Source organism: Streptomyces sp. UG1 (genome assembly GCF_049974585.1).
Lineage (GTDB): Bacteria > Actinomycetota > Actinomycetes > Streptomycetales > Streptomycetaceae > Streptomyces.
On record NZ_JBNGGG010000025.1, the window covers coordinates 30452 to 43862 of the forward strand.

Genomic DNA, 13411 nt, shown 5'->3' on the forward strand with positions numbered 1-13411 from the left:
ATGCGCACACATGAGGCCGGGGCCGCCGCTCCCGCGGATCGCGATGCCGACAACGGCTGGGAGACCGTGCACCCGCTCGGCGGCACGTCCCTCGACGGCGTGCGGATGGCCGGGTTCCGTGACCGCGCCGGAGTGGGACTGGACCTGCGGGTGCTCCCCCAGCCCGCCGTGGTCGTGGTCATCGGTCTCGGGGACACCCCACTCACGGTGGAGGGCCCTGCCGGTCGCCGATCCTTGCGGAGCCTCGTGGCCTCGCTCTCGCCAGGTCCGGCCCGTATTCGCGGTGAGCGTGTCGAGTGCGTCGAAGTGACCTTGTCGCCGCGGGCCGCTTACGCGCTGCTGGGCCTCCCCCCGTATGAACTGCACGGGTCCGTCGCCGGTCTCGACGATCTGTGGGGGCCACGGGCGCGCCGGCTCGGCGAGCGGCTGACCGACGCCGGCACATGGCACGAACGCCTCGCGCTGACCGACGAGTTCCTCACGCGGCGGGCCGCCGAGGCGCCGGCCACGTCGCCGGAGGTCGCCGCCGCGTGGGACGCGATCGTGGCCAGTCGGGGGCGGGTCCGGGTCGCCGACCTCGCGGCGTCCTGCGGATGGAGCCGCAAACGACTGTGGTCCAGGTTCGAGGCCCAGATCGGCCTCACCCCCAAGCGGGCCGCCATGCTGGTCCGCTTCGACCGGGCCGCCCGCGCGCTGTGCGCGGGTGAGCGTGTCAGCGACGTGGCACTGACCTGCGGATACGCCGATCAGTCGCATCTCCATCGCGATGTGCTGGCCCTTTCCGGATGCACCCCGGGCGCCCTGGCAGGCATGAACACGACCGCCGGCTGACGCGTCCCGCGCGCCGAGGGAGGGCCACGCGCGTGTGCACGCCGGTTCATGCACGTATCACCCCACACGGAAGGACAGCACCTGTGTCGAACACCGATGTCCAGACAGTGGCCATGACGGGCCGTGATCTGATCGCCCGGCTCGCGTTCGGGAGCATGGCCGCGCAGACCCTGCGCGCGGCGGTCCGATTGCGGGTGGTGGAGCTCGTCGGTGACACCCCGCGCCGGGCCGCCGCGGTGGCCGCCGACACCGGCGCCGAACCCCAGGCCATGGCACGGTTGTTGCGTGCCATGGCCGCCCTCGGCCTCCTTACGGAGCACGCCCCCGATTCCTTCTCGGTGACCCCGGCCGGGGCACTGCTCGACCCGGGGCACCCCGAGTCGCTCACCTCGTTCGTGCGGATGTTCACCGAGCCGGCGATCATCCGCGCCTGGGAGCATCTGGACGGCAGTGTCCGCACCGGCGAGGTCGCGTTCGACGCCGTCTTCGGCACGGACTTCTTCAGTCACCTCGCCCAACAACCCGAGCTTTCCGCCGAGTTCAACGCGGCGATGAGCCAAGCCGTCGCCGAGACGGCCGCCGTGCTGCCGTACGCCTTCGACTTCGGGCGGTTCACGTCCGTCACGGATGTCGGCGGGGGCGACGGGACGCTCCTCGCCGGAGTTCTCGGTGCGCATCCGGGACTCAGGGGCGTGGTCCTCGACACCGAGCAGGGCCTGGCCGGAGCACCGAGGACGCTGGAACGACACGGGCTGGCCGACCGCTGCTCCCTGGTCCCGAGTGACTTCTTCCGCTCCGTCCCCGAGGGCTCGGACCTGTACCTGATCAAGAGCGTTCTGCACGACTGGTCGGACGAACAGGCGGTCACGATCCTGACGCACTGCCGCGAGGTGCTGCCGCCCGGGGGTGTCGTCCTGATCGTGGAGCCCGTGCTGCCGGAGTCCGTCGGGGGCGCCGCCGAGGCCGATGTCAGCGACGCCGGGATCACCTACCTCAGCGATCTCAACATGCTGGTGAACCTGGGCGGCAGGGAGCGCACCCGCGAGGACTTCGCGGAGGTGTGCCGGCGTGCCGGCCTGTCCCTGACCTCGGTTACGCCGCTCGTCGACGCCGTACCGTTCTCACTGATCGAGGCCGTTGCCGACTGATCGCGGGCGGACAGCACGCTCCCCGCGCGGACGCGAGAGCCGCGGGCGACGATGGCAGGAGGGACACGGCCGGCCGGTGTCGCCTGCCCGCCGGTCCGGGAGGTGACCGCGCTGCACACCCCGATTTCCGTCGTCTTCGCGCTCTGCGCGGCCTTGAGCAACGCCGTCGCGACCGTGCTGCAGCGCAAGGCGGCGCTCACCGTGCCGCGCTCCGAGGGGTTCCGGACCGGGCTGCTGCTCGATCTGCTGCGCCGGCCCGTCTGGCTGGCCGGCATGCTCACCGTGATCGTCGCCGCCGTCTGCCAGGCGCTGGCGCTGGCGACCGGCCCGCTGACGATCGCGCAGCCGCTGTTCGTGCTGGAGCTGCCGCTGACCCTCATCGTCGCCTCGCTGCTGATGCACCGGCATCTGCCGGGCACGGGCTGGCTGGCCGTGACGGGGGTGGTGGCGGGGCTGGCGGTCGCGCTCGCCGCTGCCGCGCCCACCGGCAATCGCACCCATGTGGCGCTCGATCGCTGGATTCCCGCGCTCGTCGTGTGCATGGGGCTGGTCGTGGTTCTCGCCGCCGCGGCGTTCCGGCGTCCGGTGGGCCGTGCCCGGGCGGCCTGTCTGGGTGCCGCGACGGCGATCAGTTACGCGGTGACCGCGGCGCTGATGAAGGCCGCCACGCACATCCTCGACGATCAAGGGCTCGTGGGCTTCTTCACCGCCTGGCAGACGTACGGCTTCGCGGCGACCGGCGTGTGCGCGCTGCTCCTGCTGGAGCACGCCATGCAGGCCGGTCCGCTGGTCGCCTCGCAGCCCGCCCTCACCCTCGGCGACGCCCTGGTGAGCCTCGCCCTCGGCATCACCCTGTACGAGGAGACCATCCGCTCGGGGTGGTGGCTGCTGCCCCAGATGTTCGGTGTCGCGCTGATCGCGACCGGGGTCCTCGCACTGTCGCGGATTCCGCTCACGCGGGCGCTGGTGGCGCCGCAGGAGGAGCGAGGGGCCAGGTAGAGGCGACGCACCCGGACGCTTGAGAATCCGATCAGTGTGGCTGTCGTATCCGCCGGTCCGCCGATCGTCTTCTGGGTAGCAGGGCATTCCCGCCCTGCACAGGAGCCACAAGGAGGCGAGCCATGTCATCGTCAACCGCGCCGAAGCCGATTCCCGACGCCTATCGCCGGGTCACCCCGTGTCTGGTCGTCCAGGGCGCCGCCAAGGCGCTGGAGTTCTACCGTGAGGTGTTCGAAGCCACCGAGCGGATGCGGTTCCCGGGTCCGGGCGGGACCGTCGCGCACGCCGAGATCGAGATCGGGGACTCGGTCGTCATCGTCGAGGACGCCTCGCCCATGCTGGGCACCGAGGCCCCGCCCGCCGGCGGACTGCCCGGCAGCCCCACGTTCCTGTTCGTCTACGTCGACGACGTGGACGCGGTCGTCGCTCGTGCCGTGGAGCTGGGGGCGACGCTGAAGCGGGCGCCGGAGGATCAGTTCTACGGCGACCGGGACGGGGCGATCGTCGATCCGTACGGGCACTGCTGGACCGTGGCCACGCATGTGGAGGACGTGACGCCGCAGGAGGCGCAGCGGCGGATGGCCGCCATGATGGGAGAGGGAGGCCAGGCATGAAGTACGTGCTGTTGTTCGTCGAGACCGAGGAGTTCGCCGCGGAGTTCCAGGCGATGGGACCGGCCGAGCGGGCGCGGGCGTTCGAGCGGGTCAACGAGTGGTTCGCCGCCCACGCAGGCCGGATCACCGGCGGGCAGAAGCTGCGGGATCCGGAGACGGCGACGACCGTGCGGCTGGGGGGCGGGGAGCCGGTCGTGGTCGACGGGCCGTTCGTCGAGGGCAAGGAGGTCGTCAGCGGATACACCGAGATCGACGTCGCCGACCTCGATGAGGCCCTGCGGATGGTGCGGACGTGGCCCGGCTGTCCGGTGGTCGAGATCCGCCCGGTGGAGACCGGCCCGATGGAGTGAGCGGCAGGTGACCTCATCGCCGTACGAGACGGCTCAGTCGCACGACCGGCTGGCGCGCGTGGTCCGGGAGCACGCGGGCCGGCTGGCCGCCTCGCTGATCCAGGTGACCGGTGACTTCTCCACCGCCGAGGACCTGGTGCAGGACGCGGTGCTGGTGGCGCTGAAGCGCTGGCCGCAGGAGGGCGTTCCGGAGCGGCCCGACGCCTGGCTGTTCACGGTGGCGCGGCGGCGCGGGCTGGACCTGCTGCGGCGCCAGGAGAACTACCGGCGCAAGCTCGCGCAGCTTCGGTGGCCGCCGGACGAGGACGGGGCGGCGGAGCCGGACGAGCGGCTGCGGCTGATCTTCACCTGCTGCCACCCGGCGCTGACGCAGGAGGCGCAGATCGCCCTCACCCTCCGTGTGGTGTGCGGGCTGACCACCGCGCAGATCGCCCGCGCGTTCCTGGTACGGGAGTCGACGGTGGCGCAGCGCATCACCCGGGCCAAGCAGAAGATCACCAGGGCGGGGATCCCGTACCGCGTGCCGGACGACGAGGAACTGGCCGGCCGCCTCTCGCAGGTCCTCGCGGTCATCTACCTGCTGTTCAACGAGGGCTACCTCTCCACCGCCGGACAGGCGCAGTCGCACGACCTCGCCGACGACGCCGAGTGGCTGGCCGCGCTGCTGCACCGGCTGATGCCGACCGAGCCCGAAGTGGCCGGGCTGCTCGCGCTGATCCGGCTGCACCGGGCCCGTACGGCCGCCCGCGTCACCCCCGAGGGCACGCTCGTGCGACTCGAGGACCAGGACCGTTCCCTGTGGGACCACGGGGCGATCACGGCGGCCGCGGCACTGCTGACCCGTGCCATCAGGCGGCAGCGCCCGGGCCCGTACCAGCTCCAGGCCGCGATCGTCGCATGTCACGCCGAGGCGGCGCGCTGGGCGGACACCGACTGGGAGCAGATCGTGCTGCTGTACGACATGCTGCTGCACCTGGCCCCGTCGCCGGTCACGCGCCTCCACCGGGCGGTCGCCCTCCGCTACACCCGGGGCCCGCGCGCCGCCCTGGCCGAGGTGGACGGCCTGGCCGCGGAACTCGACCACTACTACTTGTTCCACGCCACCCGCGCCGACCTCCTGCGCGCACTCGACCGCCCCGACGAGGCCCGCACCGCGGACCGCCTCGCCCTCGACCTGACCACCAACCCCGCGGAGCGCACGCTGCTCCAGGAACGCGCCGCCTCCTGAGGGTGCGGTGTGTGAAGGGACCGTCGGTCCGTGACTGGCGGCACCTGGTGCCGAGCGTGGCCGGTGCCGGACCCCGAGTCAGTCCTGCACGGCTTCAGCGGAGAAGTCCGGTGGTGCCTGCAGGTCGTGGGCGCGGAACAGGACGGCGTGCTCGACGCCCATGGCCTTGCCGCTGAGCGCGGTGAACTTCGGGATGAAGTCCTCGGGGGCGGGGTGGTCCGGGAGCGCGGCCAGGTACGCGGCGTGCGCCTCGAGCGAGGCGACGCCGCGGCGCAGCGGCTCACCCGTGACCTCGACACCGTGGGTCGCGCCGGCGCCGACGAGTCCGGGGACGATGAACCAGCGCACGGAGTGCGGTTCGAGGTCCTCCTCGTCGATCTGCTCCGGGAAGACCCACCGGTTGCCCGCGTCACGCACCGCGTCGAGCGTCGCGAGCCCGGCCGCGCGGTGGTCGGCCTGGTCGAAGCCATAGGGCGTCTCGATCTCGTAACCGCCGCCGAGTACGACGTCGGGCTTGAACCGGCGGATCTCCCGGCAGATGTCCCGGCGCAGGTCGAGGCCGTAGACGAGCACGCCGTCCGGGTGTTCGAGGACGGTCAGGTGCTCGACGCCGACGACGGCGCAGGCGGCCTGCTGCTCGGCGACGCGCAGGCGTGCCGTCTCCTCGGGAGGGTTCGGCATGCCGGCCTCGCCGCGGGTGAGCAGGAGATAGCCGACCTCGATGCCACGCTCGGTCCAGCGAGCGACGGCCGCGGACGTGCCGTACTCCATGTCGTCAGGGTGCGCGACGACGCAGAGCACGCGCTGGAAGGACTCCTCGGGGAGGGCAGGCAACGTCATACCGGCCATCCTTGCGCGTTTCGGGCCCGTCGTCCGCTGTTTCGGAGGTGCCGGTGAGCCTCGGCCCGGCGGGCGGCGAGCCGAGCCGGGTGGCAACCGCGCCGTGCCGCGCTGTCGGGCGTCTGCGTCGGCTGATGGCAACTTGGCGAGAAGCAGGCGGCAATGACAGCGCAGCGACCGGGCGGTCTGCGCGTATCAGCCGGCGCCGTGGTCGCGGGCGTAGACGACGAGGATCTGCTGTCGGCCCTTCCCGGTCCGCAGGAAGCGCTCGTCGAGCACAGAGGCGAGGTCGTCGAGTGCGGCGGCGAGCACGGAGGACGCGATCCGGGCGCCCGGGTGCTTGGCCCGGCGCATACGCTCGACGAGTTCGGCGGCGTAGCCGACGCTCCGCGCGAGCGAGGTGTCCCCGGTCCCGTCGTGGAAGTAGTACGACTCCGGGTACTGGGCGAAGTCCACGGTCACCCGGGCGATGTCGGCGGCCAGTGCGTCCAGCGCCGTCGCCCCCGCGTCGGAGTCCAGTTGCTCGTCGGTCAGTGCGGCGCGGCGCAGATGGCAGATGCGCAGCGCCAGCGTCCGGCGCCGGGCGAGTGCGGGGAAGACGCCGAGCACCCATGAGACGGTGGCGGTCAGCAGAGCGAGACCGACCAGTGCCTCCAGGGGTGCAACGACCCGCAGCCACTCCTCCGCGGGTGCGATGTCGCCGAGGCCGAGGGTGCCCAGCATCACCAGCGAGATGTAGAGGGCGTCCACCGGCCGTGAGTGCTGGGTCGGCTCCAGGGCGCTGGAGAAGACGAACGCCTCCGGCATGTGCGGCCAGTACATCACCGCCCAGCCCACGGCCACGCCCAGAGCCCACATCGCCACCACGAGGGCCATGCCGAGCGGTCCGGCGACTCCGGCGGCCCTCCGGTTCGGACCGGCGCGGGAGGACAGGCGCCACAGCGTTGTCATCACGAGCCGGCTCAGTCCGCCGTGGCGGGTCGGATGCCACAGCGTGTGGAACACGTCCCGCAGAATGACCACCACCACGGCCCCGCCGATCACCGAGATCAGCCCGTCCATGCATCCTCCTCAGTGGCTCCGGTTCCGGCTCCAGCATGCTGCCGACCGGACATCGGGCCGAGTACATCCGCCCGACGGCCACCGGTGCGGTGCGGAGCGAGTCGGTCGGCGCAGCCTTCGCAGGACAGGGCGGGAACAGCCTTCTGACAAGGCAGGCTCACCACAGTCGCTCGCGGATCTCGGCGTTCACTCCGGGTGCGCGTCACCGCTGTCCGAGCCCAGGCCCGCGAGGAGGCGCAGTCCGTCCTCGGCGGGGCTGCCGGGGGGCGCGGACAGCACCAGCAGCTCCATGCCTGATCCGTCCGGCAGCGCGAAGTTCTCCTGGTGCAGTTCCAGCAGCCCGACCAGCGGGTGCCGGAACGCCTTGCGGCCATGTGCGCGGGCGCGTACGTCCGCGCGGGCCCAGAGGCGCCGGAACCGCTCGCTGCCCATCGCCAACTCACCGATGAGCGACGCCAGGTGGGGGTCCTCGGGGTATTTGCCGGCGGCCAGGCGCAAATGCCCGACCACGTCGAGGGTGCATGTCTCCCAGTCCGCGTACAGGCCGCGCTCGGCCTCCTCGAAGAAGATGTGCCGGGCCGTGTTCAACCCCGGCATCGGCCGGCCGTAGAGGAGCCCGGCGAGGCGGTTCCCCGCGAGCACGTCCAGGCGGTGATTCATGATCATCGCGGGTGCGTCGGCGACCAGGTCGAGAACATGCAGCAGTTCCGGCCGTATCCGGCGGCCCGGCGCCTTCGCCTTCTCACGGCGGCGGTCGCGTTGCCGGGCGAGCCGGTAGAGATGCCCGCGTTCGGTCTCGTCCAGGCCGAGGACACGGGCGAGCGCGCCGAGGACCTGTTCGGAGGGCTGGGTCGCGCGGCCCTGCTCCAGGCGTACGTAGTAGTCGACGCTGACTCCGGACAGGTGCGCGACCTCTTCGCGGCGCAGCCCTTCGACGCGGCGGCGGCTGTCGACGGGGATGCCGACGGCTGCCGGGTCGACCCGGGAACGCCGAGTCCGCAGGTAGCCCGCAAGATCGTCCATACCCCCAGTATGGCCTCGGTGTTGCCCGCGCAGGGTGGTCCTGCCGTTACCAGGAAGTCCCGTCCGACGGAAGCGGCGTCCCTGAACGCCGGGCGCCAGGGCGCCCAGGATCGAAGGCATCCGATCCGAAGGAGTTCCCATGAAGACGCTGATCGTCTACGCCCACCCGGAGCCGAAGTCGCTCAACGGCGCGCTGAAGAACCTCGCGGTGTCCACCTTGGAGAATGCCGGGCACGAGGTGCGGGTGAGTGATCTGTACGCGATGAACTGGAAGGCGGTCGTGGACGCCGCGGACTACGGCCCCCACACCTCGAGTCCGCTGAAGGTCGCCCTTGACTCGGGCCGGGCCTTCGACGCCGGGTCGCTCACCCCGGACGTCCTCGCCGAGCAGGAGAAGCTGCTGTGGGCCGACGCAATCATCCTCCAGTTCCCGCTGTGGTGGTACACGATGCCCGCGATCCTCAAGGGCTGGGTGGACCGGGTGTTCGTCTACCACTTCGCGTACGGCGTCGGCGAGCACAGCGACACCAAGTACGGCGAGCGCTTCGGCGAGGGCACCCTCGCGGGCAGGAAGGCTCTTCTGTCGGTGACCGCCGGCGGCCCGGAGTCGCACTACGCCGCGCGCGGGATCAACGGCCCCATCGACGACCTGCTGTTCCCGATCCACCACGGCATCCTCTACTACCCGGGCATCGAGGTACTGCCGCCGTTCGTGCTGTACGGCACCGACCGGATGACGGACGAGGAATACCCGCTCGTCGCCAAGGCGTGGGAGCAGCGCCTGCTCACCCTGGAGTCGACCGAGCCGATCGCGTTCCGGCGGCAGAACTTCGGCGACTACGAGATCCCCTCGCTGCACCTGAGGGAGGGACTGGAGCCCGCGGGCCGCACGGGTTTCGGGCTGCACGTGCGCGGCTGACCGCCGACGAGGGCCACGATGACGCCGGGCAGAGTGAGCGCCCGGGTATCCAGGCGAGGCCATGCAGCAGCTCAAGCAGGAGTCGGGGAAGGGACTGTTCCTTCTGCGATGCGCCATGAGCCGAGAAGTTGGCCTGCGCCCCCTCCTGAAGGAGGGGGCGCGCCTCAGAAGCACCAGGTCAGCGCCTGCCGGCTCGGGACAGTGCCGCTTCGGCCCGCGCCGCCAGGGTGGTGACCAGTTCCGCCGCGGACGGCAGGTCGGTGATGAGGTCGATCGCCTCGCCGGCCCACTGCGGCAACGCGGGGATCGTGCCCTGGGCGACGGCGTCCCGGTACGCCTGCCGGGCGTGTGGGTCGGCGGCGAGTTCGTCCTCGCGGTCCCGCCATTCGTCGAGGAAGGGATGGCCCAGGGTGCGGGCGGTGTACTTCGCGGGCCAGCGCGATGCGCGGGCGATGTCCAGCACCCGGTTGCGCTCGGTGTCGTCTCCGCCTCCCTCGAGGATCGCCTGAACCGTGGCGGGGGCCACCAGCGCCTCCGCCGTGGCCTGGAAGCGGGTGCCGAGCAAGGCTCCGGCCGCCCCCAGCGCCAGGGCCGCCGCCACGCCACGCCCGTCGGCGATACCGCCGGCCGCCAGCACCGGCACCGGCGCCGCCAGATCCACCACGACAGGCACGAACGGCAGGGTCGATCGCCCGCGCCCGGACCCGTGACCGCCGGCCTCGGTGCCCTGCGCCACGATCACGTCGGCGCCGAGATCCACTGCCCTGCGGGCCTCTTCCAGGTCGGTGACCTGGAGGATCAGCGCCGTGCCCGAGTCGCGCACGCGCTTCGCGAACGGGCTCGGGTCGCCGAAGGACAGCATCATCGCCGCCGGGTCGTGCTCCAGTGCCCGCGCGACCACGCCGTCATCGATCGCCCACGCCTGAAAGCCGATGCCCCACGGCTTCCCGCCGGCCTCCGCGGCCAGGACGGGCAACTCGCGGGCCAGCCAGTCCTCGTCACCGTTACCGCTGCCCAGCAGTCCGAGGCCGCCGCCGCGTGAGACCGCCGCCGTCAGGGCGCCTCCGGCCGACCCGCCCATCGGGGCCAGGGCGATCGGGTGTTCCACACCGAACAGTTGCGTGAACTCCGTCGACAATGCCATGTCCGCCATGCTCGCCCATCGTCGAGAGCGAGCACATCTCTTTCAGTGGTGGCGGGGCGCCCCCGGAAACGCCCCGCGCGCTTCGGACTTGGCCCCGGCGGACTGTCACCAAATGTGCCTGCTTCTCCCGTACAGTCCGTGGCAGCAGCGCGTGCGCCACCACATCCACCACACGCCCGAAGCCCAACGCCCAGCGGCCAACCCTGAGAAGGAACAAGGACCATGGACACCGAAGCCGGTCCCGGCTCCCTCCCGCACGCTTCCGGAACGGCCCGGCCGGTTCCCGAAGCCGAGTCCGAGCTCGTGCAGCGGTGGCATGCACGCGGGGGTGAACTGGTCGAACTCCTCACCCTGGTGCGTGAGCGCGTCGGTGGTGTCGCCGCCTTCCGGCTCGGGCCCGCCCACACCGTTCTCGTGACCGAGCCGCACGCCGTTCAGCACGTGCTCGCCCGCCACCCGGAGACGTACGTCAAGCGGTCCCACCGCGCACGGCTGCTGGTCGGCGACGGCGTCCTGTCGGCCGAGGGCGAGGCGTGGAAGCGGCAGCGGCGGCTGCTCCAGTCCCAGTTCACCGGCACCGGGATGCGCCGCTACGACGCGCGGATCACCGAGGCGGCCCGGGTCACCGCCGAGCGCTGGGCGGCGTACGCGCGCACCGGACAGGCCCTGGACGTCGGACGGGAGATGCAGCGCTTCGCCCTGGACGTCATCTGGCGCTCGCTCACCGGCCACCCCCTCGACGACGACACCCAGCGCGAACTGACGGCCGTGGAGGCCGTGGGGGCCGCCCTTCCGACGCTGCCCGCCGATGCCGAGGACGCCAGGGAAGCCGTGGCCGCCGATCTGGCCCGGATCGACGCGGTCGCCCGGCGCGCGATCGAAGCCGCCCGCGGCGGGGAGGTGGGCCCGGACGGCCCGGGACTGCTGCGCGTTCTGGTCGACGCCGCCGCCGAGCGGCCCGAGTACACCGACCGGCTGATCCGCGACGAGCTGGTCACGCTGCTCGCGGCCGGGCACGAGACCACGGCCAACACCCTGACCTGGCTGTATCTGTTGCTCGACCAGTACCCCGGCGCCCGTGAACAGACCCTCGCGGCCGGTGGCGAGGGCTCGGACCAGCGCCGTCAGGCCGTCCAGGCGCTGGTCCACGAGACGCTCCGGCTCTACCCGTCCGCCTGGGTCCTGCCCCGCCACGCCGCCGAGGACGACACGCTCGCCGGCTACACCGTCGAGGCCGGCACCGACCTCCTGGTCTGCCCCTATCTCACCCACCGCGATCCCGAACTGTGGCCGGATCCCGAGCGATTCGACCCGCGGCGCTTCCTCACCCCGAACGGCCGGCCGAGTCATACGGGCGCCTATCTCCCCTTCGGCATCGGTCCGCGCGCCTGCCTCGGGATGCAGTTCGCGATGCGCGAGTCGACCGTCCTGCTCGAGCGTCTGCTGCCGGCCCACACCGTGGTCTTCTCCTCCACCCCCGAGAAGGCGAAGTACGGCATCACCGTCCGCCCGGACGGTCCCACTCCCGCGACCTTGCGACCGCCCCTCGGCTGACTGCGGCGGCGCCGGTTTCGGCGCTCCCCCGACTCAGCGCCGCCCGCCGAACTCCCAGGCGTGGACCTCGACATCGGCGTATCGGTGCGGCGCCAGCACGGCACGTGCCGTCTCCGCGTCCGGCGCCCTGACCAGCGCCGCCGTACCGAGCCAGGCGGCGGCGTCGTCGGACAGCAGCGGCCCGTACGCGATGAGGTCCTCGCCCGCCGGCGGCTCGGCCGGGCCGTCGGTTCGCTCCGGGCCGAGGCCCAGCACCAGATACCGGTCACCGCCGCCGCTGCCGCCGGGGAAGTCCCACATGGTGCGCCCGAGCATGTTGCGCCACCGGCGCAGCAGCACGTCCCGGTACACGCCGGCCTGGTAGTTGGGCTCGTCGAAGGCGAACGCGCGGGCCGCGGCCGGGTCGGGCAGGTCGACGATGTGCACACTGCCCGTCGGCGTCTCACCGTCCGCCGCGAAGGTCGGGCCTCGCGCGATCAACTGCTCGGCGAACAGGTCCATGTACGACCAGTGCTCCTCCCCCAGCTTCCCGCGCAGGGGCAGCGAGTCGGAACGGTCGCGGTGGTAGCAGAAGAACTCCATCCCCGCAGTCTGGGTCCGGCCAGGCCCCAACATGCCCAGAATGGCGAGTACTTATACTTCGTCCTTTTGATCGCTTATTCCTCCGTTATGGCGAAAAGCTGTGCGGGAGCGGCCAGTTGACCGCTGCGGCCCTACCGTGATCAGTGTGCCTTCCGCTGTACGTGCCCGGGCCCGAGCACTTCCCGGCTATCCCGGACCCCGCCACTGGCGGCAGGTGCCCGTCACGGGCCAGCACTACGTCGACGTCGGCGCGGGTGACCCGGTGCTTCTTCTGCACGGCAACCCGAGCTGGAGCTACCTCTGGCGGGGCCTGCTGGGCACCCTGTCGCCGGACTTCCGCTGCGTCGCCCCCGATCTTCCGGGGCTCGGCCTGTCTCCCCGCTGCCCCGAGCCTCTGCGGAGCGTCGACCGCTTGGAGCGGCACCTCGCCTGTCTGGATCAGCTCGTGGACCGTATCGCCGCCGGTCAGGAGCGGCCCGCCCGCCGATGGACCCTGGTGGTGCACGACTGGGGAGGGCTGATCGGCCTCGCGTGGACGCTGCGGCATCCGCAGAAGGTGGGGCGCCTTGTCGTCCTCAACAGCGTCGCCTTCCCCTGGCCCGCGGGCCACCGGCTGCCGGCGCATCTGAGGTGGATCAGGGGCAGCGCCCCGGTCGCCGCCCTGGCCCTGGCCACCAATGCGTTTCCGCGCGCGGCCCTGCGGCGGGGAGTCGTACGGCGGCTCGGCGCGGCGGAACGGATGGCGTACCTGCTGCCGTTCGCCGACGCGCACCATCGGCGCACCGCCGTGGAGCTCGTGCGGAACCTCCCCCGGGACGCTCACGACCCGGTGTGGAGACTCCTCGTCGGCCTCGAAGACCTCGACGCCGACCGCGGCCTCGCCGGGCTGCCGGTGTTCATCGGCTGGGGGATGCGGGACGCCCTGTTCACACCGACGGTGCTGGACGAGTGGATCCGGCGCTTCCCGCAGGCCCGGGTGCGCCGCTACCGCGATGCCGGTCACCTCGTGATGGAGGACGCGGCCGGCGAACTCGACCGGCACGTCCGCGATTTCCTGCTGGGGACGTGACGCCGTGGCCGATCCCGGACTCGGCGGGTGCCGCTTCTTCAGCTTCTT

The 13411-nt window shown here is 72.0% G+C and carries 14 protein-coding genes; 9 read left to right on the forward strand and 5 right to left on the reverse strand.

Translation table 11 applies throughout. The annotated features are described in order from the left end of the window. The 6 genes from ACP4J3_RS26675 to ACP4J3_RS26700 all read left to right on the forward strand — a co-directional run bounded on the left by ACP4J3_RS26675 (position 1) and on the right by ACP4J3_RS26700 (position 5170). Positions 1-831, forward strand: a complete 831-nt coding sequence (locus ACP4J3_RS26675) for a helix-turn-helix domain-containing protein (RefSeq protein WP_426538578.1) — start codon at positions 1-3, stop codon at positions 829-831. Between the two features lie 83 nt (positions 832-914). Beyond that, positions 915-1979: a methyltransferase gene (locus ACP4J3_RS26680; protein ID WP_426538579.1), complete on the forward strand. Its 1065-nt coding sequence runs from the start codon at positions 915-917 to the stop codon at positions 1977-1979. A gap of 102 nt (positions 1980-2081) precedes the next feature. Continuing rightward, the gene (locus ACP4J3_RS26685; protein WP_426538580.1) at positions 2082-2978 is read left to right on the forward strand and encodes a DMT family transporter; all 897 of its coding nucleotides are present in this window, start codon (positions 2082-2084) and stop codon (positions 2976-2978) included. A gap of 122 nt (positions 2979-3100) precedes the next feature. Next, the gene (locus ACP4J3_RS26690; RefSeq protein ID WP_426538581.1) at positions 3101-3592 is read left to right on the forward strand and encodes a VOC family protein; all 492 of its coding nucleotides are present in this window, start codon (positions 3101-3103) and stop codon (positions 3590-3592) included. After that, complete coding sequence (locus ACP4J3_RS26695) at positions 3589-3942, forward strand: YciI family protein (RefSeq protein ID WP_426538582.1); 354 nt, start codon at positions 3589-3591, stop codon at positions 3940-3942. Before ACP4J3_RS26690 ends, ACP4J3_RS26695 begins: the two co-directional genes overlap by 4 nt. Positions 3943-3949: 7 nt before the next feature. Then, entirely contained in the window at positions 3950-5170 is a 1221-nt protein-coding gene (locus tag ACP4J3_RS26700) for an RNA polymerase sigma factor (protein ID WP_426538583.1), read from the forward strand. Between the two features lie 78 nt (positions 5171-5248). On the opposite strand, the gene ACP4J3_RS26705 is transcribed toward ACP4J3_RS26700, so the two are convergent. The 3 genes from ACP4J3_RS26705 to ACP4J3_RS26715 form a co-directional block, all read right to left on the reverse strand. Continuing rightward, positions 5249-6010, reverse strand: coding sequence for a PIG-L deacetylase family protein (locus tag ACP4J3_RS26705; protein WP_426538584.1), 762 nt, complete (start codon positions 6008-6010; stop codon positions 5249-5251). 195 nt (positions 6011-6205) lie between these two features. After that, positions 6206-7072, reverse strand: coding sequence for a potassium channel family protein (locus tag ACP4J3_RS26710; protein ID WP_426538585.1), 867 nt, complete (start codon positions 7070-7072; stop codon positions 6206-6208). A 186-nt stretch (positions 7073-7258) separates the two neighbouring features. Further along, positions 7259-8095, reverse strand: a complete 837-nt coding sequence (locus ACP4J3_RS26715; protein WP_426538586.1) for a helix-turn-helix transcriptional regulator — start codon at positions 8093-8095, stop codon at positions 7259-7261. Between the two features lie 139 nt (positions 8096-8234). Here ACP4J3_RS26715 and ACP4J3_RS26720 point away from each other — a divergent pair, with 139 nt between their 5' ends. Then, positions 8235-9014: an NAD(P)H-dependent oxidoreductase gene (locus ACP4J3_RS26720; RefSeq protein ID WP_426538587.1), complete on the forward strand. Its 780-nt coding sequence runs from the start codon at positions 8235-8237 to the stop codon at positions 9012-9014. 178 nt (positions 9015-9192) lie between these two features. On the opposite strand, the gene ACP4J3_RS26725 is transcribed toward ACP4J3_RS26720, so the two are convergent. Then, positions 9193-10158 carry an NAD(P)H-dependent flavin oxidoreductase gene (locus ACP4J3_RS26725; protein ID WP_426538588.1) on the reverse strand — a complete coding sequence of 322 codons (966 nt, stop codon included), beginning with the start codon at positions 10156-10158 and terminating at the stop codon, positions 9193-9195. Between the two features lie 222 nt (positions 10159-10380). On the opposite strand from ACP4J3_RS26725, the gene ACP4J3_RS26730 reads away from it, so the two are divergent. Further along, positions 10381-11712 carry a cytochrome P450 gene (locus ACP4J3_RS26730; protein WP_426538589.1) on the forward strand — a complete coding sequence of 444 codons (1332 nt, stop codon included), beginning with the start codon at positions 10381-10383 and terminating at the stop codon, positions 11710-11712. A 33-nt stretch (positions 11713-11745) separates the two neighbouring features. Here the strand turns inward: ACP4J3_RS26730 and ACP4J3_RS26735 are convergent, their stop codons facing one another. Beyond that, complete coding sequence (locus ACP4J3_RS26735; protein ID WP_426538590.1) at positions 11746-12294, reverse strand: YciI family protein; 549 nt, start codon at positions 12292-12294, stop codon at positions 11746-11748. Positions 12295-12439: 145 nt separating this feature from the next. On the opposite strand from ACP4J3_RS26735, the gene ACP4J3_RS26740 reads away from it, so the two are divergent. Next, positions 12440-13363, forward strand: coding sequence for an alpha/beta fold hydrolase (locus ACP4J3_RS26740; RefSeq protein ID WP_426538591.1), 924 nt, complete (start codon positions 12440-12442; stop codon positions 13361-13363). The last annotated feature ends 48 nt before the right edge of the window (positions 13364-13411 follow it).

Excerpts from the sequence above, each read along its gene's own strand:
- ACP4J3_RS26720 (WP_426538587.1), top strand. The coding sequence starts at position 8,235 with ATGAAGACGCTGATCGTCTACGCCCACCCGGAGCCGAAGTCGCTCAAC.
- ACP4J3_RS26735 (WP_426538590.1), bottom strand. The coding sequence starts at position 12,294 with ATGGAGTTCTTCTGCTACCACCGCGACCGTTCCGACTCGCTGCCCCTG.
- ACP4J3_RS26710 (WP_426538585.1), bottom strand. The coding sequence starts at position 7,072 with ATGGACGGGCTGATCTCGGTGATCGGCGGGGCCGTGGTGGTGGTCATT.
- ACP4J3_RS26675 (WP_426538578.1), top strand. The coding sequence starts at position 1 with ATGCGCACACATGAGGCCGGGGCCGCCGCTCCCGCGGATCGCGATGCC.
- ACP4J3_RS26690 (WP_426538581.1), top strand. The coding sequence starts at position 3,101 with ATGTCATCGTCAACCGCGCCGAAGCCGATTCCCGACGCCTATCGCCGG.
- ACP4J3_RS26725 (WP_426538588.1), bottom strand. The coding sequence starts at position 10,158 with ATGGCATTGTCGACGGAGTTCACGCAACTGTTCGGTGTGGAACACCCG.
- ACP4J3_RS26730 (WP_426538589.1), top strand. The coding sequence starts at position 10,381 with ATGGACACCGAAGCCGGTCCCGGCTCCCTCCCGCACGCTTCCGGAACG.
- ACP4J3_RS26695 (WP_426538582.1), top strand. The coding sequence starts at position 3,589 with ATGAAGTACGTGCTGTTGTTCGTCGAGACCGAGGAGTTCGCCGCGGAG.
- ACP4J3_RS26715 (WP_426538586.1), bottom strand. The coding sequence starts at position 8,095 with ATGGACGATCTTGCGGGCTACCTGCGGACTCGGCGTTCCCGGGTCGAC.
- ACP4J3_RS26705 (WP_426538584.1), bottom strand. The coding sequence starts at position 6,010 with ATGACGTTGCCTGCCCTCCCCGAGGAGTCCTTCCAGCGCGTGCTCTGC.